This is a genomic window from Micromonospora palomenae, from assembly GCF_007829925.1.
Lineage (GTDB): Bacteria > Actinomycetota > Actinomycetes > Mycobacteriales > Micromonosporaceae > Micromonospora > Micromonospora purpureochromogenes.
On record NZ_VIXA01000006.1, the window covers coordinates 230,237 to 251,254 of the forward strand.

The 21,018-nt window shown below is 74.6% G+C and carries 21 protein-coding genes; 9 read left to right on the plus strand and 12 right to left on the minus strand.

Annotated features, from left to right (window positions below; translation table 11 throughout):
* Positions 1 to 22 precede the first annotated feature (22 nt).
* Positions 23 to 940, minus strand: coding sequence for a methylenetetrahydrofolate reductase [NAD(P)H] (gene metF, locus FHX75_RS29825; RefSeq protein ID WP_154943907.1), 918 nt, complete (start codon positions 938 to 940; stop codon positions 23 to 25).
* A 275-nt stretch (positions 941 to 1,215) separates the two neighbouring features.
* Between metF and FHX75_RS29830 the strand changes: the two genes are divergently transcribed.
* Together FHX75_RS29830 and FHX75_RS29835 are read left to right on the plus strand one after the other, a co-directional pair.
* Positions 1,216 to 2,610, plus strand: a complete 1,395-nt coding sequence (locus FHX75_RS29830; RefSeq protein ID WP_211364640.1) for a helix-turn-helix domain-containing protein — start codon at positions 1,216 to 1,218, stop codon at positions 2,608 to 2,610.
* Between the two features lie 9 nt (positions 2,611 to 2,619).
* The gene (locus FHX75_RS29835) at positions 2,620 to 3,702 is read left to right on the plus strand and encodes a polyprenyl synthetase family protein (RefSeq protein ID WP_154943908.1); all 1,083 of its coding nucleotides are present in this window, start codon (positions 2,620 to 2,622) and stop codon (positions 3,700 to 3,702) included.
* 97 nt (positions 3,703 to 3,799) lie between these two features.
* Here FHX75_RS29835 and FHX75_RS29840 read toward each other — a convergent pair whose 3' ends face one another.
* Positions 3,800 to 4,189: an Rv2175c family DNA-binding protein gene (locus FHX75_RS29840; RefSeq protein ID WP_154943909.1), complete on the minus strand. Its 390-nt coding sequence runs from the start codon at positions 4,187 to 4,189 to the stop codon at positions 3,800 to 3,802.
* A gap of 143 nt (positions 4,190 to 4,332) precedes the next feature.
* Between FHX75_RS29840 and pknB the strand changes: the two genes are divergently transcribed.
* Both pknB and FHX75_RS29850 read left to right on the plus strand, forming a co-directional pair.
* The gene (gene pknB / locus FHX75_RS29845) at positions 4,333 to 6,315 is read left to right on the plus strand and encodes a Stk1 family PASTA domain-containing Ser/Thr kinase (RefSeq protein WP_154943910.1); all 1,983 of its coding nucleotides are present in this window, start codon (positions 4,333 to 4,335) and stop codon (positions 6,313 to 6,315) included.
* Between the two features lie 2 nt (positions 6,316 to 6,317).
* Positions 6,318 to 7,169 (plus strand): deoxyribonuclease IV, encoded by an 852-nt coding sequence (locus tag FHX75_RS29850; RefSeq protein WP_154943944.1) that lies wholly within the window; start codon positions 6,318 to 6,320, stop codon positions 7,167 to 7,169.
* A gap of 103 nt (positions 7,170 to 7,272) precedes the next feature.
* On the opposite strand, the gene FHX75_RS29855 is transcribed toward FHX75_RS29850, so the two are convergent.
* The 3 genes from FHX75_RS29855 to FHX75_RS29865 form a co-directional block, all read right to left on the minus strand.
* On the minus strand, positions 7,273 to 8,301 hold the full coding sequence (locus tag FHX75_RS29855) for a threonine aldolase family protein (protein ID WP_154943911.1): 1,029 nt from the start codon (positions 8,299 to 8,301) through the stop codon (positions 7,273 to 7,275).
* A complete protein-coding gene (locus FHX75_RS29860) occupies positions 8,294 to 9,700 on the minus strand; it encodes a class II 3-deoxy-7-phosphoheptulonate synthase (RefSeq protein WP_154943912.1) in 1,407 nt (468 codons plus the stop codon). Before FHX75_RS29860 ends, FHX75_RS29855 begins: the two co-directional genes overlap by 8 nt.
* Before the next feature lie 69 nt (positions 9,701 to 9,769).
* On the minus strand, positions 9,770 to 10,252 hold the full coding sequence (locus FHX75_RS29865) for a hypothetical protein (RefSeq protein WP_154943913.1): 483 nt from the start codon (positions 10,250 to 10,252) through the stop codon (positions 9,770 to 9,772).
* A 268-nt stretch (positions 10,253 to 10,520) separates the two neighbouring features.
* Between FHX75_RS29865 and FHX75_RS29870 the strand changes: the two genes are divergently transcribed.
* Positions 10,521 to 11,495: a helix-turn-helix domain-containing protein gene (locus FHX75_RS29870; RefSeq protein ID WP_154943914.1), complete on the plus strand. Its 975-nt coding sequence runs from the start codon at positions 10,521 to 10,523 to the stop codon at positions 11,493 to 11,495.
* A 68-nt stretch (positions 11,496 to 11,563) separates the two neighbouring features.
* Here FHX75_RS29870 and FHX75_RS29875 read toward each other — a convergent pair whose 3' ends face one another.
* Positions 11,564 to 13,174, minus strand: coding sequence for a glycosyl hydrolase family 18 protein (locus FHX75_RS29875; RefSeq protein WP_154943915.1), 1,611 nt, complete (start codon positions 13,172 to 13,174; stop codon positions 11,564 to 11,566).
* 143 nt (positions 13,175 to 13,317) lie between these two features.
* Here FHX75_RS29875 and FHX75_RS29880 point away from each other — a divergent pair, with 143 nt between their 5' ends.
* Entirely contained in the window at positions 13,318 to 13,806 is a 489-nt protein-coding gene (locus FHX75_RS29880) for a glutathione peroxidase (protein WP_154943916.1), read from the plus strand.
* Between the two features lie 125 nt (positions 13,807 to 13,931).
* On the opposite strand, the gene FHX75_RS29885 is transcribed toward FHX75_RS29880, so the two are convergent.
* A complete protein-coding gene (locus FHX75_RS29885) occupies positions 13,932 to 14,735 on the minus strand; it encodes an SGNH/GDSL hydrolase family protein (RefSeq protein WP_154943917.1) in 804 nt (267 codons plus the stop codon).
* 238 nt (positions 14,736 to 14,973) lie between these two features.
* On the opposite strand from FHX75_RS29885, the gene FHX75_RS29890 reads away from it, so the two are divergent.
* Positions 14,974 to 15,660, plus strand: a complete 687-nt coding sequence (locus tag FHX75_RS29890) for an NADPH-dependent F420 reductase (protein WP_154943918.1) — start codon at positions 14,974 to 14,976, stop codon at positions 15,658 to 15,660.
* A 142-nt stretch (positions 15,661 to 15,802) separates the two neighbouring features.
* On the opposite strand, the gene FHX75_RS29895 is transcribed toward FHX75_RS29890, so the two are convergent.
* Complete coding sequence (locus tag FHX75_RS29895) at positions 15,803 to 16,351, minus strand: GNAT family N-acetyltransferase (protein ID WP_154943919.1); 549 nt, start codon at positions 16,349 to 16,351, stop codon at positions 15,803 to 15,805.
* A gap of 9 nt (positions 16,352 to 16,360) precedes the next feature.
* Positions 16,361 to 16,843, minus strand: a complete 483-nt coding sequence (locus FHX75_RS29900) for a GNAT family N-acetyltransferase (protein ID WP_154943920.1) — start codon at positions 16,841 to 16,843, stop codon at positions 16,361 to 16,363.
* 147 nt (positions 16,844 to 16,990) lie between these two features.
* Between FHX75_RS29900 and FHX75_RS29905 the strand changes: the two genes are divergently transcribed.
* Both FHX75_RS29905 and FHX75_RS29910 read left to right on the plus strand, forming a co-directional pair.
* Positions 16,991 to 17,857 carry a DUF4397 domain-containing protein gene (locus FHX75_RS29905; protein WP_154943921.1) on the plus strand — a complete coding sequence of 289 codons (867 nt, stop codon included), beginning with the start codon at positions 16,991 to 16,993 and terminating at the stop codon, positions 17,855 to 17,857.
* The gene (locus FHX75_RS29910; protein ID WP_246158821.1) at positions 17,854 to 18,534 is read left to right on the plus strand and encodes a class F sortase; all 681 of its coding nucleotides are present in this window, start codon (positions 17,854 to 17,856) and stop codon (positions 18,532 to 18,534) included. The genes FHX75_RS29905 and FHX75_RS29910 overlap by 4 nt, the downstream gene beginning before the upstream one ends.
* 16 nt (positions 18,535 to 18,550) lie before the next feature.
* On the opposite strand, the gene FHX75_RS29915 is transcribed toward FHX75_RS29910, so the two are convergent.
* The 3 genes from FHX75_RS29915 to FHX75_RS29925 form a co-directional block, all read right to left on the minus strand.
* A complete protein-coding gene (locus FHX75_RS29915; RefSeq protein WP_154943922.1) occupies positions 18,551 to 18,901 on the minus strand; it encodes a DUF2203 domain-containing protein in 351 nt (116 codons plus the stop codon).
* 94 nt (positions 18,902 to 18,995) lie between these two features.
* The gene (gene proC / locus FHX75_RS29920; protein ID WP_154943923.1) at positions 18,996 to 19,814 is read right to left on the minus strand and encodes a pyrroline-5-carboxylate reductase; all 819 of its coding nucleotides are present in this window, start codon (positions 19,812 to 19,814) and stop codon (positions 18,996 to 18,998) included.
* Between the two features lie 73 nt (positions 19,815 to 19,887).
* Entirely contained in the window at positions 19,888 to 20,916 is a 1,029-nt protein-coding gene (locus FHX75_RS29925) for a 6-phosphofructokinase (protein WP_154943946.1), read from the minus strand.
* Positions 20,917 to 21,018: the final 102 nt, after the last annotated feature.

The window sequence follows — 21,018 nt, forward strand, 5'->3', positions numbered from 1 at the left end:
TCAGGTGGCGGGGTGCCCGCGTTCACACCCGGGCGCCGGCCTGGAGACTGCGCCAGACCTCCCGCGTCGCGGTGGACCGGTTGAGGGTGATGAAGTGGATCCCCGGCACCCCCTCGTCCAGCAGCTTGGCGCACATCTCGCTGGCCTGCTCGATGCCGAGCCGGCGCACCGCCTCCGGGTCGTCGGCCACCCGCTCGAAGCGCTCGGCGAGGGCGGGCGGGAACGGCGCCCCGGACAGCTGCACGGACCGCTCGATGGTGCCGATCTGGGTCACCGGCATCACGCCGGCCAGGATCGGGGTGTCGCAGCCGGCGGCGGCGACCCGGTCCCGCAGCCGCAGGTAGTCGTCGGCGTCGAAGAACATCTGGGTGATCGCGAACTCGGCGCCGGCCCGGCACTTGCGGACGAAGTGCGCGGTGTCGCTGGCCACGTCCGTCGAGCGCGGGTGCTTGTAGGGGAAGGCGGCCACGCCGACGCTGAAGTCCCCGGCGTCGCGGACCAACCGGACCAGTTCCTCGGCGTAGAGCACGCCCTCGGGGTGGCGGACCCACTCGCCGCCCGGGTCGCCCGGCGGGTCGCCGCGCACGGCGAGCACGTTGCGCACCCCGACGCCGGCCAGCCGGCCGATGACGTTGCGCAGCTCGGCGACCGAGTGGTTGACCGCGGTCAGGTGGGCCATCGGCAGCAGGGTGGTCTCGGTGGCGATCCGCTCGGTCACCGCCACCGTGGTGTCCCGGGTCGACCCGCCCGCGCCGTAGGTGATGGACACGAACGAGGGCCGCAGCGACTCCAGCTCCCGGATGGCCTGCCAGAGCAGCCGCTCGCCCTCAGCGGTCTTGGGCGGGAAGAACTCGAAGGAGAAGGTCGGCTGGCGCTCACGGATCAGCTCCCCGATCGCCGGCTGGGGATTGGGGAGGACGGAGGGAAGACCGAGCGCCACGACCCGACTCTAGCGGGCGCCGGCCCGCCGACCCACGATCTTCCCATCGCGGTATCGACGGCGGTCGCCGAATGCCGGCGGGCCGCTCGGCGCGGCGACGCACGGCGGGTCCGACGCGACGTCGTACCCCCGGGGTAGGAAGGAGCCAGCGCGGGTGGCGCCGGTCGGGGCCGGCGCCCGGGGGCACGCGCGGGGGTCAGCACCGACCGACGGCGCGCCGGTCCCGTCCCGCGGGGCGGCCGGCGTCGCCGCGCCGACGCCCGACCGGAGGACCGATGACCCCGCCCGACCCGCGCCTGCTCGGGCCGCTGATCGCCCAGCTGCGGCTGGCCCGCGGCTGGAGTCAGCAGCGGCTCGCCGCCGAGCTCTGCGCCGCCTCCGGCGCGGCCACCGTGACCCGGCACGAGATCTCCCGCTGGGAGCGCCAGGCCCGGGTGCCGGGCGACCGCTGGCTGCGCCGGCTCGCCCTCGTGCTCGACGCGCCGGCCGGGCTGCTGGTCGAGGCCGCCGGGCGCAGCCGGCACCACGGCCCGGTGGGCGCGGGCGGCTCCCGGTCCCGGTCGGCCCTGCTCGCGCTGGCCCAACGCTGGGTGGCCGACCCGCACGCTCCGCTGCTGGTCGCGCCGGCGGCGCACCGGTCCGCCCCGGCGGGAGCAACCGGCCGGTCCGATCCGGGCGGGCCGGCCGGCCCCGGCGAGCTGGCCGAGCTGCGCCGGCTCGACGATCTCACCGGCGGCGCCGACCTGGCCCCGGCCGGGGCGTACCGGTTGCGGCGGGCGGTCCGGGCGCTGGCCGGGGCGGGTCCGGCCGAGCGGCGGCGGCTGCTGCCGGTGCTGGCCGAGACGGCCCAGCTCGCCGGGTGGCTGCACGCCGACGCCGGCGAGCCCACCGCCGGGCTGGACGCCTACCGGCTCGGCCTGCGGGCCGCCGCGGCGGCCGGTGACCCGGCGCTCGCCGGGCACGTGCTCGGGTCGGCCAGCCATCTGCTGGCCGGGGCCGGCGACCCGGAGGGCGCGCTGCTGCTGGCCCGCACCGCGTACGCGGGGGCCCGGCGGTCGGCCGGTCCGGGGCTGCGGGCGCTGCTGCTGCACCGGGTGGCGCTGGCGGCCGCGCTGGGCGGGCGGGCCCGGGCCGCGCGCCAGGCCCTGGACGCGGCGCGGCGGACGGCCGGCGCGGTCGAGCCGGGCGCCGAGCCGGCCTGGCTCTACTGGCTCGACGACACCGAGCTGGCGGCGATGACGGGCCGCGCCCTGGTCGCGCTCGGCCGGCCCCGGCCGGCCCTGCCGCTGCTGCGCGCCGCCCGGCGCGGTGGCCGGCCCCGCCGGGCGGCGGTCTACGGCGGCTGGCTGGCCCGCGGCCTGCTTCAGCTCGGCGAGGTGGAGCAGGCCTGCGCGGTGGCCGGGGCCGCGCTGCTGGACGCGGTCCGCGCCGGGTCGGCGCGGGCCGCGACCCCGCTGGTCGAGCTGGAGCGCCGGCTGGCCGCGCACCGCACCGAGCCGGCGGTACGCCGCTACGCCGCGCTGCTCGCCGACGCCCGCGGCTTCCTGCCCCGCGGCCCGGCCACCGCCCCCTCCCGACCGCCCGCGCCGGGGCGGCGGGGCGGCACGTCGGGCGGGGCGGGCGCGACGCGCCGACCCGGTGGGGGGACGCGGCCAACCCCGACCGGCTAGCGTCGGTACGTGACCCACGCTGCTCCCGTCTCCCCCGTCGACCGCGCCGGTCTGCGTCAGCGCGTCGACAAGGCCCTGGCCGAGTTCCTGGCCAACCAGCGCACCTGGATGACCGGCGTCGACGACGCGCTGGTGCCCGTCGCCGAGGCGATCGAGGCGTTCGTGCTGGGCGGCGGCAAGCGGCTGCGCCCGGCGTTCGGCTACTGGGGGTACCGGGGCGCCGGTGGGGTCGACTCCGACCACGTGGTGACCGCGCTGGCGGCGCTGGAGTTCGTGCAGGCCAGCGCACTGATCCACGACGACCTGATGGACCGCTCCGACACCCGTCGCGGCGAGCCGGCGGTGCACCGGCGGTTCGCCGCCCGGCACCGGGCGGCCGGCTGGGGCGGCGACCCGGACGGGTTCGGCGACGCGGCGGCGATCCTCCTCGGCGACCTCTGCCTGGTCTGGTCGGACGAGCTGCTGCACTCCGCCGGCCTGGAGCCGCGGACGGTGGCCCGGGCCCGGCCGGTCTTCGACGAGATGCGCACCGAGGTCACCGTCGGGCAGTACCTGGACGTGCTGACCCAGGTCACCGGGGACACCTCGCTGGAGCGGGCCGGCAAGGTCGCCCGGTACAAGTCGGCCAAGTACACGGTCGAGCGGCCGCTGCTGCTCGGCGCCGCGCTGGCCGAGGCGTCGGCGGACGTACGGGCGGCGTACTCGGCGTACGGGTTGCCGCTGGGCGAGGCGTTCCAGCTCCGCGACGACGTGCTGGGGGTCTTCGGTGACCCGGCGCAGACGGGCAAGCCGGCCGGCGACGACCTGCGCGAGGGCAAGCGCACCTACCTGGTGGCGGCGGCCGTGGAGGCGACCGACGACGCCGGTCGGGAGCTGCTGCTCGGCCAGCTGGGCGATCCAGGGCTGGACGAGGCCGGGGTGGCGCGGCTGCGGGAGCTGATCAGCGCCAGCGGCGCGCTGGCCCGTACCGAGCAGCGGATCGTCACCCTCACCGACGCCGCACTGGCCGCGCTGACCACGGTCGACCTGGACACCGAGGCCCGCCAGGCTCTGGTCGACCTCGCCATCGCCGCCACCCGCCGCGCCGACTGACCCCCCTGCCTGAGTTGATCATGAAGTTGTTGCCCCGACACGCTGGCGCCGGTGGCAACAACTTCATGATCAACGGGGTGTTGGGGCCCGGAGAGGGTTAGAAGCCGAGGGCTTGGGCGCGGCGTTTGACCTCGCGGGCGTGGTCGCCGCCGAGGGTGGCCGCGGCGGTGCCGCCGGAGAGGGTGTCGTCGGGCTCGTAGAGCCAGCGCAGGGCGGCCTCGTCGTCGTAGCCGGCGTCGGCCAGCAGGTTCAGGACGCCGGGCAGGTGCTTGAGCGCCGTCTTGTTCGCCACCAGGTCGACGGGAATTTGGCGGACGCCGTCGCGGCGGACGGCGATCAGCTCCCGGTCGCGGATCATCTGGTGGACCTTGCTGATCGACAGCTCGAGGCGCTCGGCCACGTCGGGCAGGGTCAGCCAGGCGGCGGGGTCGGTCGGGCCGGCGGGAGCGGCGCCGGAAGCCTGGTCGGCGGGTACGGAATCGGTCACCCGACCACCCTGCCACGTCGCTCCGGCCCGGGCGCAGCGGCACCCCGGGTGGCCTGCGACAGCGCTGCGGGACGGACCGGATCGCGCCCCGGCTGTAGCATCCTGTTCAACCTTCACCCTCCGGACACATAGACTGCCTGCCGATGGACACACAGGTCGCCGACACGTTGCTGGGCTCGCTGCTCGACGGGCGTTACCGCATTCGCGGGCGCGTCGCGCGCGGCGGGATGGCGACCGTGTACACCGCCACCGACGAGCGCCTGGAGCGCACCGTGGCGGTCAAGATCATTCACCCGACCCAGGCGCCGGAGGCCCGCGGCCGGACGGCCGGGTTCATGGCGCGGTTCACCGACGAGGCGAAGACGATCGCCCGGTTGACCCACCCGAACGTGGTGGCGGTCTACGACCAGGGCACCCACGGCGGGCTGCCGTACCTGGTGATGGAGTACGTCCGCGGCCGCACCCTGCGCGACGTGCTGGCCGAACGGCGCCGGCTCAACCCGGACGAGGCGCTGGCGATCATGGAGCAGATGCTCGCCGCGATCGCCGCCGCGCACCGGGCCGGGCTGGTCCACCGGGACGTGAAGCCGGAGAACGTGCTGGTCGCCGAGGCGCCCACCGGCGGCGTGGCGAACCTCGTCGACAGCGTGGTGAAGGTCGCCGACTTCGGCCTGGCCCGCGCGGTCGAGGCCAGCGCCGAGGAGGAAGACGGCAACCAGCTCATGGCGACCGTCGCGTACGTGGCGCCGGAGCTGGTCACCGACGGGCACGCCGACCCGCGCACCGACGTCTACTCGGCCGGCATCGTGCTGTTCGAGATGCTCACCGGGCGGGTCCCGTACGACGGGGACCGGCCGGTGGACGTCGCCTGGCAGCACGTCGACCGGGACGTACCGGCCCCGTCGACCCTGGTGCCCGCGCTGCCCAAGGCGCTCGACGACCTGGTCGCGCGGGCCACCCGGCGCGACCCCGGCGCCCGCCCGACCGACGCCGGCGCCCTGCTGGCCGAGGTGCAGGTGGCCCGGGACGACCTGGGCAACCCGAACACGCACACCGCCGTGCTGCGCCCGGTGGGCGACGAGACCTCGGCGGTGGCCCAGCCGACCATGGTCGTGGCGGCCGTCCACCCGGCCGCACGGCCCGCCTGGGCGCGGCTGCCCGAGGGGGGCCAGCAGCGGCCGCGCCGCCGTCGGGCCGCCCCGGAGTCGGACCTCGGGGCCCGGTTCGCCGCGCTGCGTACCCGGCTGATGGGCAGCCAGCGCGGCCGGCTCTCAATCGCCGCCGCGGTGGTGGCGCTCGGCCTGCTCGCTGCGCTGGGCGGCTGGTGGGTCGGGGTGGGTCGCTACACGGTCGCCCCGGAACTGGTGAGCCTGAGCAAGGCCGAGGCGCAGGCACAGGCGGACCGGGCCGGTTTCACCCTGGTCTACGCCGAGCCCCGCTACGACGAGAAGACCCCCCGGGACAGCGTCGTGGCGCAGGATCCGGTCTCGGCCGCCAAGATCCTCAAGGGTGGCACCATCACGCTCACCCTGTCGCTGGGCCCGGAGCGGTTCCCGGTGCCGGACGTGGTGGGCAAGGAGTTCGAGCTGGCCGAGGTGGATCTGACCGGCGCGAAGCTGCTGGTGGTCAAGGGCACCCCCCGCTACGACGACAATCTGCCGGCCGGGGTGGTGCTGGAGACCAACCCGAAGGTCGGCGCCGAGGTGAAGCCGGGCACGAAGATCACCCTCATCCTGAGCAAGGGCCGGGCGCCGATCTCGGTGCCGAACCTGCTCGGCAAGAACGTCAACGAGGCGCGGGCCACGCTGGCCCAGCTCGGCCTGGTGCCGGTGGAGACGTACAAGGACTCGGACAAGCCGAAGGACGAGATCCTCGGGCAGAGCCCGGCCAACGGCGCCGGGGTCGAGAAGGGCGCCCAGGTCCGGCTCGAGGTCAGCAAGGGCCCGGCCCAGGTGATCATGCCTCGGGTGGTCGACCTGCCGTGCCCGCAGGCCAAGCAGCAGCTGGAGAGCCAGGGCTTCCCGGTGACCGTGCAGTTCAACCCGAACGGGATCGTCCGGTTCCAGAACCCGCCCGAGAACTCCCCGGTGCCGCCGGCCACGCCGGTCACCATCGGGTGCCTGTGACCATGCGACCCGTCGGCTCACACACCCCCACCTCGGGCGGACTGGCCCGGGCGGCCCTGCCGTACGTCGACGCGGCCGGCTCCGAGGTGGTGCAGGTCTACGTCTCCAACTCGCGCGGTTGGGCGCTGCCGGCCGGCGACCCGACCCAGGACGCGCTGTTCCGGGACGGCTGCGCCGAGCGGGCTGTCCCGGTCTTCATCCACGCCTCGCTGCTGGTGAACCTCGGCTCCCCGACGGCGGCGACGGTGCAGCGGTCGGCGGAGACCCTGGCGCACGCGCTGCGCCGGGGCCGGGCGATCGGCGCCCGGGGCGTGGTGTTCCACGCCGGCAGCGCCGTCGACGCGGGGCACGCCGAGGCCGCCATGCGGCAGGTCCGCGAGACGCTGCTGCCGTTGCTGGACGAGGCGGCGGCCGCGGGCGGGCCGATGCTGCTGGTCGAGCCGAGCGCGGGCGGGGGCCGCTCGCTGGCCTCGCGGGTGGAGCACCTGGGCCCCTACCTGGACGCGGTGGACCGGCACCCCGGGCTCGGGGTCTGCTTCGACACCTGCCACGCGTGGGCGGCCGGGCACGACCTGGCCGCCGAGGGCGGCATGACGGCGACGCTGGACACCCTGGTGGCGACCGTCGGGGCGGACCGGCTGCGGCTGGTGCACGCCAACGACTCCAAGGACCTGTGCGGTTCCACCCGGGACCGGCACGAGAACATCGGCAAGGGCAGCATCGGCGAGCCCGCGTTCGCCGAACTGATGGCGCACCCGGCCACCGCAGGCATCCCCGTGGTGGTGGAGACCCCCACCGAGAAGCACGAGGGCCACGCCGCCGACATCGCCACCCTCAAACGCCTCCACCCCTGACCCACCCGACTCGCCTCGTTGATCAAGAGGTTTGCGTCAGTTCCGGGCCGGATCCTGACGCAAACTTCTTGATCAACGAGGTTGAGGTGGGCGCGGGCGGGGGTCAGGCGCGCAGCAGGCGGGGGAGGATCTCCACTGCGCGGTCGATCCCGGCGTCGTCGACGTCCATGTGGGTGACCAGGCGGGCGGTGCGCGGGCCGAGCACCGAGACCAGCAGGCCCTCGGCACGGGCGGCGGCGGCCAGGGCCTTCGCGTCCAGCGGGTGCTTGGTCAGGTCCAGCGGGACCAGGTTCGTCCGGACCGGCGCGGCGAGCACCCCGAACGGGGCGACCGCCTCGGCCAGCCGGGCGGCCTTGGCGTGATCCTCGGCGAGCCGGGTGACGTGGTGGGCCAGCGCGTACCGGCCGGCGGCGGCGAGGACGCCGACCTGGCGCATGCCGCCGCCCATCCGCTTGCGGATGAACCGGGCCCGGTCGATCTTCTCGGCGCTGCCGAGCACCAGCGAGCCGATCGGGGCGCCGAGGCCCTTGGAGAGGCAGACCGACAGCGTGTCGAAGAGCGCGCCGTACTCGGCCAGCGGCACCCCGTCGGCGACGTGCGCGTGCCAGATCCGGGCGCCGTCGCAGTGCAGCGCCAGCCCGTGGTCGTCGGCGACCCGGCGCAGCTCGCGCAGGGTGGTCAGCGGGATCACCCCGCCGCCGCCCCGGTTGTGGGTCTGCTCGACGGCGATCGCCCGGGTGGGCACCGCGAAGTAGCCGTCGGGCCGGACCATGCCGGCGACCAGGTCCGGGTCGATGTCCGCGCCGACCGCCGGCCAGGTCCGCGAGGAGATCCCGCCGTACGCGGCGGCGGCGCCGATCTCGTACGTGACGACGTGCGCGTCGGCGTCGCAGAGCAGCTCGTCACCGGGGGGCACGACGAGCTGGAGGGCGATCTGGTTGGCCATCGAGCCGGTCGGGGCGAACAGCGCCGCCTCGTGCCCGAAGAGCGCGGCGACCTCGGCCTCCAGCGCGGCGACCGTCGGGTCCTCGCCGTAGACGTCGTCGCCGACCTCGGCGGTGGCCATCGCCTCCCGCATCCCGACGGTGGGCCGGGTCACGGTGTCCGAACGAAGATCGACAAAGTCAGCCACGCAGCATCTCCGCCACCAGGAAGGCCAGCTCCAGCGACTGCTGGGTGTTCAGTCGCGGGTCGCAGGCGGTTTCGTACCGATCGGGCAGGTCGAGGTCCTCGATGCCCTGGGCGCCGCCGAGGCACTCGGTGACGTCCTCGCCGGTCAGCTCCACGTGCAGGCCGCCCGGGTGGGTCTCCAGGCCGCGGTGCACCTCGAAGTAGCCGAGCACCTCGTCGACGATCCGGTCGAAGTGTCGGGTCTTGTAGCCGTTGGACGACTCGTGGGTGTTGCCGTGCATCGGGTCGCACTGCCAGACGACCTTGGCGCCGGCGGCGGTCACCTTGGCCACGATCGGCGGCAGCGCGTCGCGGACCTTGTGGTTGCCCATCCGGCTGATCAGGGTGAGCCGGCCGGGGACGTTGTCCGGGTTGAGCTTCTCGCAGAGCTCGATGGCCTCGTCCGGGGTGGTGGTCGGGCCGAGCTTGACGCCGATCGGGTTGGCGATCCGGGAGATGAAGTCGATGTGCGCCCCGTCGAGCTGCCGGGTCCGCTCGCCGATCCAGAGGAAGTGCCCGGAGAGCCCGTACGCCCGGCGGTCGGAGACCCGGGTGAGCGCCCGGTCGTACTCCAGGGCCAGGGCCTCGTGGGAGCAGTAGAGGGTGACGGTACGCAGCGCCTCGTCCTCGGTCATCCCGCAGGCGCGGATGAAGGCCAGCGCCCGGTCGATCTCCCGGGCGATCGCCTCGTAGCGCTCGCCGGCCGGCGAGTTCTTGACGAAGCCCTTGTTCCAGTCGTGCACGGCGTGCAGGTCGGCCAGCCCGCCGGCCAGGTACGCGCGGAGCATGTTCATCGCGGCGGCCGAGTTCGCGTACGCCCGGATCATGCGCTGCGGGTCGGCGATCCGCGCCTCCGGCGTGGCCTCCAGCGCGTTGATCATGTCGCCGCGGTACGCGGGCAGCCCACGGGCGTCGGTCGGCAGGGACCGAGGCTTGGTGTACTGGCCGGCGACCCGGGCGACCTTGACCACCGGCAGCGAGGCGCCGTAGGTCAGCACGATCGCCATCTGGAGCAGGGTGCGGGCGTTGGCCAGCAGGTGGCTCTCGGTGTTGTCGGCGAAGGTCTCGGCGCAGTCGCCGCCCTGGAGGAGGAACGCCTTGCCCTCGCAGACCAGCGCCAGGCGCTGCCGGAGCTGGTCGACCTCGTAGGGCGCGACCACCGAGGGTACGACGTCGAGCACCTTGCAGACCTCGGCCACCTGCGCCGGGTCGGGCCAGGGCGGGGTCTGTGCCCGGGGCAGGTCCCGCCAGCGGTCCAGGCCGAGGGCCGCGTCCTCGGCGGAGTCGACGGTGGGTCGGCTGGTCTGCAGCCCGGGGCTGCTCACGGCGGGGTAGCTCAGCTGATGCCACTCATGGCGCATGAGGGAAAGCGTACGGCGACGGTCGGGGTGACCGGCCGTCGAGGGTGACGGTTCCGGCAGATGGGAGGGTCAGGGGTTGACCGACGGCTCCGGGGTGTGCCCGCCGAGCGTCTCGCCGGAGATGCACCAGTCGGCGCCGCTGCGGGTGACCGTGAACAGCAGCGACCGGGGCACGTCCCGGGCGCCGACCGAAACGGTCACCGAGGCGCTGACCTCCTGCCCGCGCGGGCCGGGGCGCACGTCGGTGATGGCCGCCTTGGGCACCTCGAAGTGGTCGGCGAAGTCCCCGTTCGGGCCGGTGGCCGCCGCGTCGAAGGCCTGCTGCATCGGCGCGCAGAGCTGGCTGCGGCCGGCCGCGACGTCCTTGGCGGCCATCGCGTCGAGGTAGGCCTGCACCCGCTCGCGGGACTTGGTGGCCGCCTCCTCGGCGGGGGCGCGCCCGATCGCGGGGCCGTCGCCCGCGTCGTCGTCGCCGCCGATCCCGCAGCCGAGCAGGGACAGCGGCAGCAGTGCCAGCGCGGCGACGCCGGCGGCGCGGTGCCTCGGGCGCATGGGTCCTCCCCTCGCTGCGGACATCGAGAGATGCCGAGCGGCGAGTCTGTCACATCGACCGACCTGCATGGCACGCCGTCATGCCCCCGCCGCTCCCTCCAGCCGCCAACCCGCACGATCGAACAGGGGTGACGGATACCCGACGACGGCCCCGGGGCGGCCGGCCGGGGCACCGTCGCCTCGCGTACCCGACGGAGGCTGGCTAGTCTGCGGTGGTCGACGCGCCCGGGCGCGTCGCCGTGGCAGGAGGTGACCGCCCATCCTTCCCGTGGCGTCGGTCGACACCGCGTGGCTGCCACCGGCCGAGCGGTTCGACTTCTGGCAGGACCTGGTCGCCCGCGAGTCGGTGCCGGCCCGGATCAGCAGTGACCACGCCGCCGACTTCACCGCCTCGGCCCGGGTGGTCGACCTGGGCGTGGTCCGGCTCGGGGTGTGGCATTACCCGTCGCTGGAGCTGCACCGGACGCGCCGGATGATCCGCAGCACGGATCCGGAGCTGTACCAGCTCGCCCTGCCGCTGTCCGGGCACGGCGCAGTGTCGCAGCAGCGGCGGCAGGCGCCGCTCGTCCCGTCCGGCTTCGCCTTCGTCGACACCGTCCGACCGCACGGGTCGTCGCACCAGGTCGACGGGACGGCCGCCGGCCCGCTGCGCACGCTGACCGCGCTGGTGCCCCACGCGGCGCTGCCGCTCCCGGCGCACCGGATCGAGGAGCTGCTCGCCGCCGAGCTGCCCGCCGGCAGCGGGATGGGGCTGCTGCTGGCCCGCTTCCTGCGCCAGGTCGCCGACCACCCCGAGCAGTACGCGCCGGCCGACGCCGCCCACCTCGACCAGGTTGCCCTGGCACTGATCGCCGGCACCCTGGCCGGCCGGCTCGACGACGAACAAGTCCTGCCGATGGACGTCCGGGTCACCGGGCTGCGTACCCGGATCGAGGCGTTCGTGCAGCGGCACCTGGCCGACCCGGAGCTGACCCCGGCCGCGGTCGCCGCGGCGCACCACCTGTCGCTGCGGTCGCTGCACCGGCTCTTCGAGGGCACCGGCACCACGGTGGCCGGCCTGATCCGCGCCCGCCGCCTGGAGCGCTGCCGGCGCGACCTGGCCGATCCCCGGCTGGGCGGCCTGTCCGTGCACGAGGTGGCCGCGCGCTGCGGGTTCCGCGACCGGGCCCACTTCAGCCGGGCGTTCCGCGCCCGGTACGGCATGTCGCCCCGGGAGCACCGGGAGCGGGCCGCCCGACGGTGAGCGCACGCGGGCGGGGAGGGACCGTGGGTGTCCCTTCCCGCCGTGTGGGTGGTGCGTCGGCCCTCGGCTCAGCCGAGACCGCCCTTGATGGCGCCGATCAGCTCGCCGTTGCCGGTGTCACCGGAGAGCTCCCAGAAGAAGGCACCACCGAGGCCCTGGTTCTTCGCGTAGGTCATCTTGCCGCCGATGGTGGACGGGGTGTCGTAGCTCCACCAGTTGCTGCCGCACTTGGCGTACGCCGTGCCGGCGATGGTGCCGGTGGCCGGGCAGGTGTTCTTGAGGACCTTGTAGTCCTCGATGCCCGGCTCGTAGGTGCCCGGGGCCGCGCCGGTGGCGGTGCCGCCCGGAGCGGTCTGGGTGACCCCGGTCCAGCCCCGGCCGTAGAAGCCGATGCCGAGCAGCAGCTTGCTGGCCGGGATGCCCTTGGCCTTGAGCTTCTGGATCGCGGCGTCGGAGTTGAAGCCCTGCTGCGGGATGCCGGTGTACGAGGTGAGCGGCGAGTGCGGGGCGGTGGGGCCCTGCGGGTTGAAGGCGCCGAAGTAGTCGTACGTCATCGGCATGATCCAGTTGAGGTACGACGAGGCCCCGGCGTAGTCGGTGGCGTCGATCTTGCCGCCGTTGCTGCCGTCCGCGGTGATCGCGGCGGTGACCAGGGCCGACGAGCCGAACTTCGACCGCAGCGCGCTGACCACGTTCTTGAAGGCGTTCGGGCCGCTGGAGTCACAGGTCAGACCGCAGGCGTTGGGGTACTCCCAGTCGACGTCGATGCCGTCGAAGACGTCGGCCCAGCGCGGGTCCTCGACGAGGGCGTGGCAGCTGTCGGCGAAGGCGGCGGGGTTCTGCGCGGCCTGGGTGAAGCCACCCGACCAGGTCCACCCGCCGAAGGACCAGATCACCTTCAGGTGCGGGTACATCTTCTTGAGCTTGCGCAGCTGGTTGAAGCTGCCACGCAGCGGCTGGTCCCAGGTGTCCGCGACACCGTCCACACTGTCGGCCGCGGTGTACGCCTTGTCGTAGTCGGCGTAGCTGTCACCGATGGTGCAGCGCCCGCCGGTGGTGTTGCCGAAGGCGTACAGGATGTGGGTCAGCTTGGCCGCGGACCCGCTGGTGTGGATGTTCTTGACGTGGTAGTTGCGGCCGTAGACGCCCCACTCGGCGAAGTAGCCGACGACCTTCTTGTCCCCGGTCGGCGGGGTGGTGGGCGGCGGCGTGGTCGGCGGCGGCGTGGTGGGCGGGGTGGTGGTCGGCGGCGCGGTGGTGGTCGGCGGCGGGGTGCTGCCGCCGCCACACGGCGCGCCGTTGACGGTGCAGTTCAGCGGCGCCTTGAACGCCCCGGTCCCGTTGTAGCCCCAGCTGAAGCTGGCGCCGGGGCCGAGCGGGCCGGCCCAGCTCTTCTTGACCGCGACGTAGTGGTTGCCGCTGCTGGTGACGTCGGCGTCCCAGAAGCTGCTGATGGTGGTGCCCGACGGCAGGTCGAACTCGATGCGCCAGGTGTCGACGCTGGCGCTGGAGCCGTTGGCGACGGTCACGCGGGTCTCGTGGCCGGTCCCCCAGTCCTGCGCCTTGGCGAACGTGGCGGTCACGCTACCGGCGCCGAACGCCGAGGTCACCGGCACCGCGGCGACGGTCAGCGCGACCACGGCGCCGGCCCAGAGGGCGCGGCGGAGCGATCTGTTCATGTGGCACCTCCTCCAACAGTTAGGAAACTTTCCAGAAGATGGGGAGACGCTACTCACGCCGTCATCACTTCGTCAAGATGTGCATTTATCGATTTCCCCGTGGGTCCCGGCGGGGCGTCGGCCGGGACGCGTAGCCTCGCGACATGACCGTCTTCGACATCGAGATCGACGCCCTGGCCGGCGGCCCGGCCGACCTGGCCGCGTACCGGGGCCGGGCGCTGCTGGTGGTGAACGTGGCCTCCCGCTGCGGCCTCACCCCGCAGTACGCCGGCCTCCAGGAGCTCTACACCACCTACGCCGACCGGGGCCTGGTCGTGCTCGGGGTGCCGTGCAACCAGTTCGCCGGGCAGGAGCCGGGCACGGCCGACGAGATCGGCGACTTCTGCCAGGTCAACTACGGGGTCACCTTCCCGCTGACGGAGAAGGTCGACGTCAACGGCCCGGCGCGGCACCCGCTCTACGCGGAACTGGTCGGCACCCCCGACGCCGAGGGGCACACCGGGGACGTGCGGTGGAACTTCGAGAAGTTCCTCGTCGCGCCGGACGGCACGGTCGCGGCCCGGTTCGCCCCGACCGTCACCCCGGACTCCGCCGAGCTGCGCGCCGGCATCGAGAAGGTCCTGCCGGCCTGAGCCGCCGCCCGGTCGCCGGGTCGGCGCGGGCCGGGGCGCGGCGTCGTCCATACCGGACACGGACGCGACCGCGCCGCCCACCGGTCGGTGGGCGGCGCGGTCGCGTCCGGGGCGGCGGTGGCGGGTCAGCCGGCCGCCGAGCGGAACACCGGGTAGTAGCCGCCGGACTGGCCGGCCGCCGTCGGGTGGTACGAGATGCCGATGTTGGCGTAGTTCAACGCGTGCAGCCACTTCTCCCCGTAGCTGCACAGCTGGTGCCCGACGAAGATCGACCGGACGTCGGCGAAGGTGAAGCCGGCGGCGGCCGCGGCGCTGCGGGTGATGTCGTCGACCAGGTTGATACCTTCGTTGATCTTCGCGCGGGAGGTGGCGCTGAGCCCGACGCAGAACGTGCCCAGCTGATAGAAGACCGGGTAGCCGACGACCACCACCCGGGCGGACGGGGCCCGGCTGCGGATGCCGTTGTAGACGGTGGCCAGCAGGCCGGCCAGCTGCGCCCGGGCCTTGTCCTCGGCGGCCTGCACCGCGGCCACGCACTGCGTCTCACCCTGCAGCACGCAGGTGGTCATGATGCTGGAGAAGCCGACGTCGTTGCCGCCGACGGTGATGCTGACCAGCGTGGTGCTCGCCGAGAGCGCGGAGAGCTGGGTGTTGGTCACGCTGGTGGTGGTCGCCCCGGAGCAGGCCACCGAGCGGTACGAGGCGGGCCTGATGTTGGTGTTGTACAGCGCCGGATAGGCGCTGGTGCTGCGCTGACAGGAACCGCTCTCGGCGGTGTAGTTCCCGGCGCCGACGCCGGAGGCGTACGAGTCGCCGAGGGCGACGTACTGGTCGCTGGGGGATGCCTGGGCGGGCACCGCGATGCCGAGCGTGACGCCGAGGGACGCGGCGAGGCTCAGGGCGAGGGTCACGAAACGGGATCTCCGCACGTCGCACTCCTGGGGGTGGGAAGTGGTGGTGTGAGATAGATATCAATTGATTGGTGCGGGTCGGAAGATCACCGATTGCGCGACAGGTGAAGATAGATCCTTAGCGATACAAACCATTGCCAGTGATGCGATCGATGATGAAGGATTCCTCCACGGGACGATCCGTGCGCGCCGCCGGCCGAATAACCAAGCACGGCGGTGGGGAATGCCGCCGTCCACGCCGGAGTTGGCAACGGACATGACAACTGTGGGACTGATCGGCAGCGGCAACATCGGTGGCACCCTGGCCCGGCTGGCGGTGGCCGCCGGTCACGACGTGGTGCTCAGCAACTCGCGCGGACCGGAGACGCTGACGGACCTGGTGGCGGAGCTGGGCCCGCGGGCCCGGGCGGCCACGCCGGCCGAGGCCGCCGCGGCGGGGGACCTGGTCGTGGTCACCATCCCGCTGCGGGCCTACCGCGAGGTGCCCGCCGCACCCCTGGCCGGCAGGACGGTCATCGACACCAACAACTACTACCCGGAGCGGGACGGGCACTTCCCGGAGCTGGACGACGAATCGACCACCACCAGTGAACTGCTCCAGGCGCACCTGCCGGAGTCCCGCGTGGTCAAGGCCTTCAACAACATCTACTTCGCGCACCTGCGCGCCCTGGCCCGCCCGGCCGGGGCCGCCGACCGCAGCGCGCTGCCGATCGCCGGCGACGACGCCGGCGCCAAGGCCGCGGTGACCGCGTTCCTCGACTCGGTCGGGTACGACGCCGTCGACGTCGGGCCGCTGGCCGAGGGCTGGCGGTTCCAGCGGGACACCGCCGCGTACGCCGGCCTCTACTCGGCCGACCCGAATGACTGGGAGCGGCCCGCCGCGAGGAACGCGGAGCAGGTCCGGGCCGCGCTCGCCGCCGCCCGCCGCTACGCCGACAGCTGAGCGGCGACGCTCCACCCGGTGGCGGTGCCGGTCCGGCACCGCCACCGCTGCGGGCCGACCCTCGCCGCGGCGTCCCGGCCGCCCGGGGCCGCACCCGGCGCAGACCCGGCCGGTCGGGGATCGCGCGGCGGACGGGCCGGCGTCAGGCCGGCGAGCGCCACTCGTCGGCGAGCACCGACCAGACCTCGATGTCGATCCGGCCCGCCGGGCCCGGGTAGAGCCGCCGCAGCGTGCCGTCCCGGCGCATGCCGAGCCGCCGGGCCACGGCGATGCTGCGCGTGTTGGTGGCGTTGGTGCGCCACTCCACCCGCTGGATGCCCCGCTCGCCCACCGCCCAGTCGACGATCCGGCCGACCGCGCGGGTGACCAGCCCTCGACCCTCGGCCGCCGGCTCCAGCCAGCAGCCCGCCTCGCAGACGCCGAGCGCCGCGTCGAACGACACGAACATCACCCCGCCGACCAGGACGCCGCTGTCCCAGATGCCCCAGATGCCGCCGGCGTCGCGCGCCCAGAGGTCGGCGTAGCGACGCAGCACGGTCCGGGCCGAGTCGAGGTCGGTGGCCACGAAGGACGCGCCGACCCAGGGCGCGATGTGCTCCCGGGCCCGGTCGAGGTGGGCCAGGAACTCCTCCGCGCGCCAGGGCGGCAGCGGGCGCAGCTCGGCGGAACCGGTCAACGGCAGGGCGAACACGGCGACTCCTCAGGACGCGGGCAGGCTCAGGCGCAGGGTGGGGCCGGGAGTGTCCCGGAAGCCGAGCGAGCGGTAGAGCCCCTCGCCGGCCACCGACGCCCGCAGGTCGATCTTCAGTACGCCGCGGTCCCGGTACCAGTCGAGCAGGCCCGTCATGCAGGCCCGGGAGTAGCCGCGCCGCCGGCACCCCGGGTCGGTGACCACGTTGAAGACGTAGCCGGTCAGTCCACTGGGGTTGCCCGGCCCGCCCAGCCGACGCTCGATGGTGCCGGTCGCGCAGGCGGCGAGCACGCCGGGTCGGTCGGGGGCGTCCACCACGAAGACGGCCATCAGGTCCGCCGGGTCGGCGAGCCGCTCACGCAGCACCTCCCGGGCGGCCGGCTGCCACGGCCCGGGCGGCGGCTCCACCCCGTCCATCGACGCCAGCATCACCCCGCGCAGCCGGACGATCTCCGCCGCGTCACCGGGTCCGGCCCGCCGCACCTTGATCATGACCGGACGGTACCGCACCCCGGTGGCCGGGCGTGGCAGGTGATTCCGCTGGTCGGAAACGGCGACGACACGCGCGTCGACAGTTGCGCCGCAGTCCCGCAAACGAGACTCTGTGACCGGTCCCCCTGACACGCCTCGGAGGCGACAATGCCCCAGCTCCGTACCGCGCCCCGCCGGCTGGTCGCCGCCGCCGGGGCGCTGCTGCTCGGCACCGCGCTGACCGCCGCCGCCACCCCACCCGCCCGGGCCGCCGCCCCGCAGGACGTCGGGTACGTACGCCTCGCGCACCTCTCCCCCGACACCCCCGCCGTGGACGTCTACCTCTCCGCGCCCGGCGCGGCCGAGCCCCGGGTCTTCCCCGCCGTCGGCTACGGCGTGGTCTCCGACTACCTGCCCCTGGCCGCCGGCCGGTACGCGGTGGCGATGCGCGAGGCGGGCGCCCCGGCCAGCCAACCACCGGTGCTCACCACCGAGGTGGCCGTCGAGGCCGGCGCGGCGTACACGGTCGCCGGGGTGGGCCGGCACGCCGACCTCGGCCTGCGGGTGCTCGCCGACGACCTCAGCGCCCCGGCCCCCGGGCAGGCCAAGGTCCGCGTCGTGCAGGCGTCGGTCCGGGCGCCGGTGATCGACGTCGCGGCGACCGACGGGCCGGCCATCGCCGACGCGGTCCGCTTCGCCACCACCACCGACTACCGCGAGGTCGAGCCGGGACGCTGGCGGCTGCGGCTGGGCGGGGACAACGGTCCGACCACGGACGCCGAGGTCACCCTCAGCGGCGGTCGGGCCTACTCGCTGCTGGTGCTGGACGGCCGCCGCGGTGGACTCGCCACCGAGCTGCGCGAGGACGCCCGGGGCGGGGCGGTCATCCCGGCCGGCGGGGTGCCGGCGGGCGCCGGTGGGTTGGCCGGGCGCGGGCTCGGGGCGTACCCGATGGTGGCCGGCGCCCTGCTCGCGGCGGCCGTGGTGGTCGGGGCGGCGCTGCTGGTGCGGCGCCGGCGGCGACCGGTCTGGTGACCAGCCGGCCCGGCTTCGCGATCCGGCGGCACCGCGACCGCCGGGCGCCGCTGGCCGCGCTGGTCGCGGCCGGCGCGGCGGTCTGCCTCGCCGCCGGCACCGGCGTCGGGCTGGCCGGCGAGGCCGCGCCGGCGCCACCGGCGAGCTGGCGGCCGGGCTGCGCCGACGGTTGCGCGACGACCGCCGCGCCGCTGCCCGCGCCGCACGGTCCCCCCACCCGGGTACGCGTCGCGCGGATCGGCGTCGACGCCGACCTCGCGGTGCTCGGGCTGGACGCGGCCGGCCAGCTGGTCCCGCCGGCCGACCACGACCGGGCCGGCTGGTACGGCGGTGGCCCCGCGCCCGGCGACCCGGGGCCGGCGGTGATCGCCGGCCACCTCGACTCCCGCCGGGGACCGGCCGTCTTCGCCCGCCTCGGTGAGCTGCGCGCGGGCGACCGGATCGAGGTCCGGCGGGGCGGGCAACCGCTGGCCTTCCGGGTCACCGGGTCGCTGCGCACCCGCAAGGACGCCTTTCCCACCGCCACCGTGTACGGCCCCACCCCCGGCCCGGAGCTGCGCCTGGTCACCTGCGGCGGTGCCTTCGACCGGCGCACCGGCCACTACCGGGACAACGTGGTGGTCTTCGCGGTCGCAGAGCCGTCGGCCGACCCGCTCCCCCGCTCGGCGGCCGGCTGAGGCTCCGGGCGGTGCGTCAGACCGGTCGGCGGCCGGCGAAGCCGCACTCGGCGCGGTGGTACCAGCGCACGTCGCTGTCCCCCTCCAGCCAGCACCACAGCACCGGCCGGCCGGCGCGTTCGCCGGGGAAGTCCAGCAGCACCGGGGCGATGCCCCTGACCTGGATGTCGTGCCCGTTCAGCTCCTCCAGCACGGCGTGCAGCCGGGCCTCCAGCCCCTTGACCTCGGCCCGGCCGCCGAGGACCGAGACCCCCGAGGCCGCCAGGTCGGCGCGGAGTTCGGCGAGGTCGGCGCGGAGCCGGATCAGCTCGTCGACGCGGGGGCGCAGGGTGGCCACCAGGTGACGAGCCTGGGCGAGAGTGAACACCCGGCAAGTATGGGCCACCGGGACGTCCCCGAGCGGCCCAGCCCGCGCCCGGACCACCCCGGGACGGTGTGCCCCGACCCGCCCGCCGGCGGGCTCACTCGGCCTGGGCGGCCAGCTCGCGGGCCCGGTCGCGGGCCGCCTCCAGGGCGGCCAGCAGCGCCGCGCGCACGCCGTGCTTCTCCAGCTCCCGCACCGCGGAGATGGTGGTGCCGGCCGGTGAGGTGACCGCCTCGCGCAGCTTCACCGGGTGCTCCCCGGAGTCGCGCAGCATCACCGCCGAGCCGATCGCGGTCTGCACGATCAGCTCGTGCGCGACCTGCCGGGGCAGGCCGAGCAGGATGCCTGCGTCGATCATGGCCTCGACCAGCAGGTAGAAGTACGCGGGACCGGAGCCGGAGAGCGCGGTGACCGCATCCTGCTGGGACTCGGGCACCCGGATGGTGGCGCCGAGCGGGGTGAACATCTCCTCGGCCAGCGCCAGGTGCGCGCCGGTGGCGTGCGCACCGGCCGAGATGGCGGTCATCGCCTGGTCGACCAGGGCCGGGGTGTTGGTCATGACCCGGACGACCGGGGTGCCGTCGGGCAGCCGGCGGGCGAAGAAGGTGGTGGGCAGGCCGGCGCAGAGCGAGATGACCAGCTTGTCCGGCGGAACCTTGGGGCCGATCTCGTCCAGCAGGGTCGCCGCGTCCTGCGGCTTGACCGAGATCGCCAGCACCGCCGCCTCCTCGACCGCGGTGAGGTTGTCGACCACCCGTACGCCGTACCGGGCGGTCAGCTCCTCGGCGCGCGCCGGACGCCGGGCGGTGGCCAGCAGCCGCTCCACCGGCCAGCCGGAGCGCAGCAGCCCGGAGAGCATCAGCTCGCCGATCTTGCCGGCGCCGATCACGGCGACCGTGTGCCTGCCCGGTGCCATCGCTGTGGTACCCCTTCCGTCACGGTGGCCGGCGACGCGGCGGGTGATCCGCCGCGCCGCCGGCACCGGGCGATCAGCTGCCGAAGAAGACCTCGGCCTCGGCGTACCGCTCCAGCGGCACGGTCTTCAGCTCAGCCGTGGCGTCGGCCAGCGGCACCCGGACGATGTCGGTGCTCTGCATCGCGACCATCTTGCCCCAGTCGCCCTCGTGCGCCGCGTCGATCGCCTGCAGGCCGAGCCGGGTGGCGAGCACCCGGTCGAAGGCGGTCGGGGTGCCGCCGCGCTGGATGTGGCCGAGCACGACGGTGCGGGCCTCCTTGCCGGTCTTCGCCTCCAGCTGCTCGGCGAGCCACTGGCCGATGCCGCCGAGGCGGACGTGGCCGAACGAGTCGAGCTCCTGGTTGTGCAGCACCATCTGGCCGTCCAGCGGCTGGGCGCCCTCGGCGACCACCACGATCGGGGCGTACTGGTGCTGGAAGCGCTTCTCGACGTACCCGGCGACCTGGTCGACGTCGAACTGCCGCTCCGGCAGCAGGATCACGTTGGCGCCGCCGGCGAGGCCGGCGTGCAGGGCGATCCAGCCGGCGTGCCGGCCCATCACCTCGACCACCAGGGTGCGGTGGTGGCTCTCCGCCGTGGTGTGCAGCCGGTCGATGGCCTCCATCGCGATGTTGACCGCGGTGTCGAAGCCGAAGGTGTAGTCGGTGGCGCCGAGGTCGTTGTCGATGGTCTTCGGCACGCCGATCACGTTGACGCCCAGCTCGTGCAGCTTGGTGGCCACGCCGAGGGTGTCCTCGCCGCCGATCGCGATCAGGGCGTCGACGCCCTGCGCGGCGAGGTTCTCCTTGATCCGCTCCACCCCGTTCTCAATCTTGAACGGGTTGGTCCGGGACGAGCCGAGGATGGTGCCGCCGCGCGGCAGGATGCCGCGGACCTCCGCGATGCCCAGCGGCCTGGACAGGCCCTCCAGCGGGCCCTTCCAGCCGTCCTGGAAGCCCACGAACTCGTGACCGTAGGTGGCGACGCCCTTGCGGACCACCGCCCGAATGACCGCGTTGAGACCTGGGCAGTCGCCGCCGCCGGTGAGCACGCCGATACGCATGATCTGCTCATCCTCCTGGAGCATCAGGTGAAGCCCGGATAAGCCCCAGGATATGTGTCAGATCAGACCATCGGCGCCGTTGCCGGCCCGGGGCGGGCCGTC

Bases quoted from the DNA above. Each gene is read 5' to 3' on its own strand.
- FHX75_RS29830 (WP_211364640.1), top strand. From the start codon at position 1,216: ATGACCCCGCCCGACCCGCGCCTGCTCGGGCCGCTGATCGCCCAGCTG.
- pknB (WP_154943910.1), top strand. From the start codon at position 4,333: ATGGACACACAGGTCGCCGACACGTTGCTGGGCTCGCTGCTCGACGGG.
- FHX75_RS29850 (WP_154943944.1), top strand. From the start codon at position 6,318: ATGCGACCCGTCGGCTCACACACCCCCACCTCGGGCGGACTGGCCCGG.
- FHX75_RS29860 (WP_154943912.1), bottom strand. From the start codon at position 9,700: ATGCGCCATGAGTGGCATCAGCTGAGCTACCCCGCCGTGAGCAGCCCC.
- FHX75_RS29865 (WP_154943913.1), bottom strand. From the start codon at position 10,252: ATGCGCCCGAGGCACCGCGCCGCCGGCGTCGCCGCGCTGGCACTGCTG.
- FHX75_RS29875 (WP_154943915.1), bottom strand. From the start codon at position 13,174: ATGAACAGATCGCTCCGCCGCGCCCTCTGGGCCGGCGCCGTGGTCGCG.
- FHX75_RS29880 (WP_154943916.1), top strand. From the start codon at position 13,318: ATGACCGTCTTCGACATCGAGATCGACGCCCTGGCCGGCGGCCCGGCC.
- FHX75_RS29890 (WP_154943918.1), top strand. From the start codon at position 14,974: ATGACAACTGTGGGACTGATCGGCAGCGGCAACATCGGTGGCACCCTG.
- FHX75_RS29900 (WP_154943920.1), bottom strand. From the start codon at position 16,843: ATGATCAAGGTGCGGCGGGCCGGACCCGGTGACGCGGCGGAGATCGTC.
- FHX75_RS29905 (WP_154943921.1), top strand. From the start codon at position 16,991: ATGCCCCAGCTCCGTACCGCGCCCCGCCGGCTGGTCGCCGCCGCCGGG.
- proC (WP_154943923.1), bottom strand. From the start codon at position 19,814: ATGGCACCGGGCAGGCACACGGTCGCCGTGATCGGCGCCGGCAAGATC.
- FHX75_RS29925 (WP_154943946.1), bottom strand. From the start codon at position 20,916: ATGCGTATCGGCGTGCTCACCGGCGGCGGCGACTGCCCAGGTCTCAAC.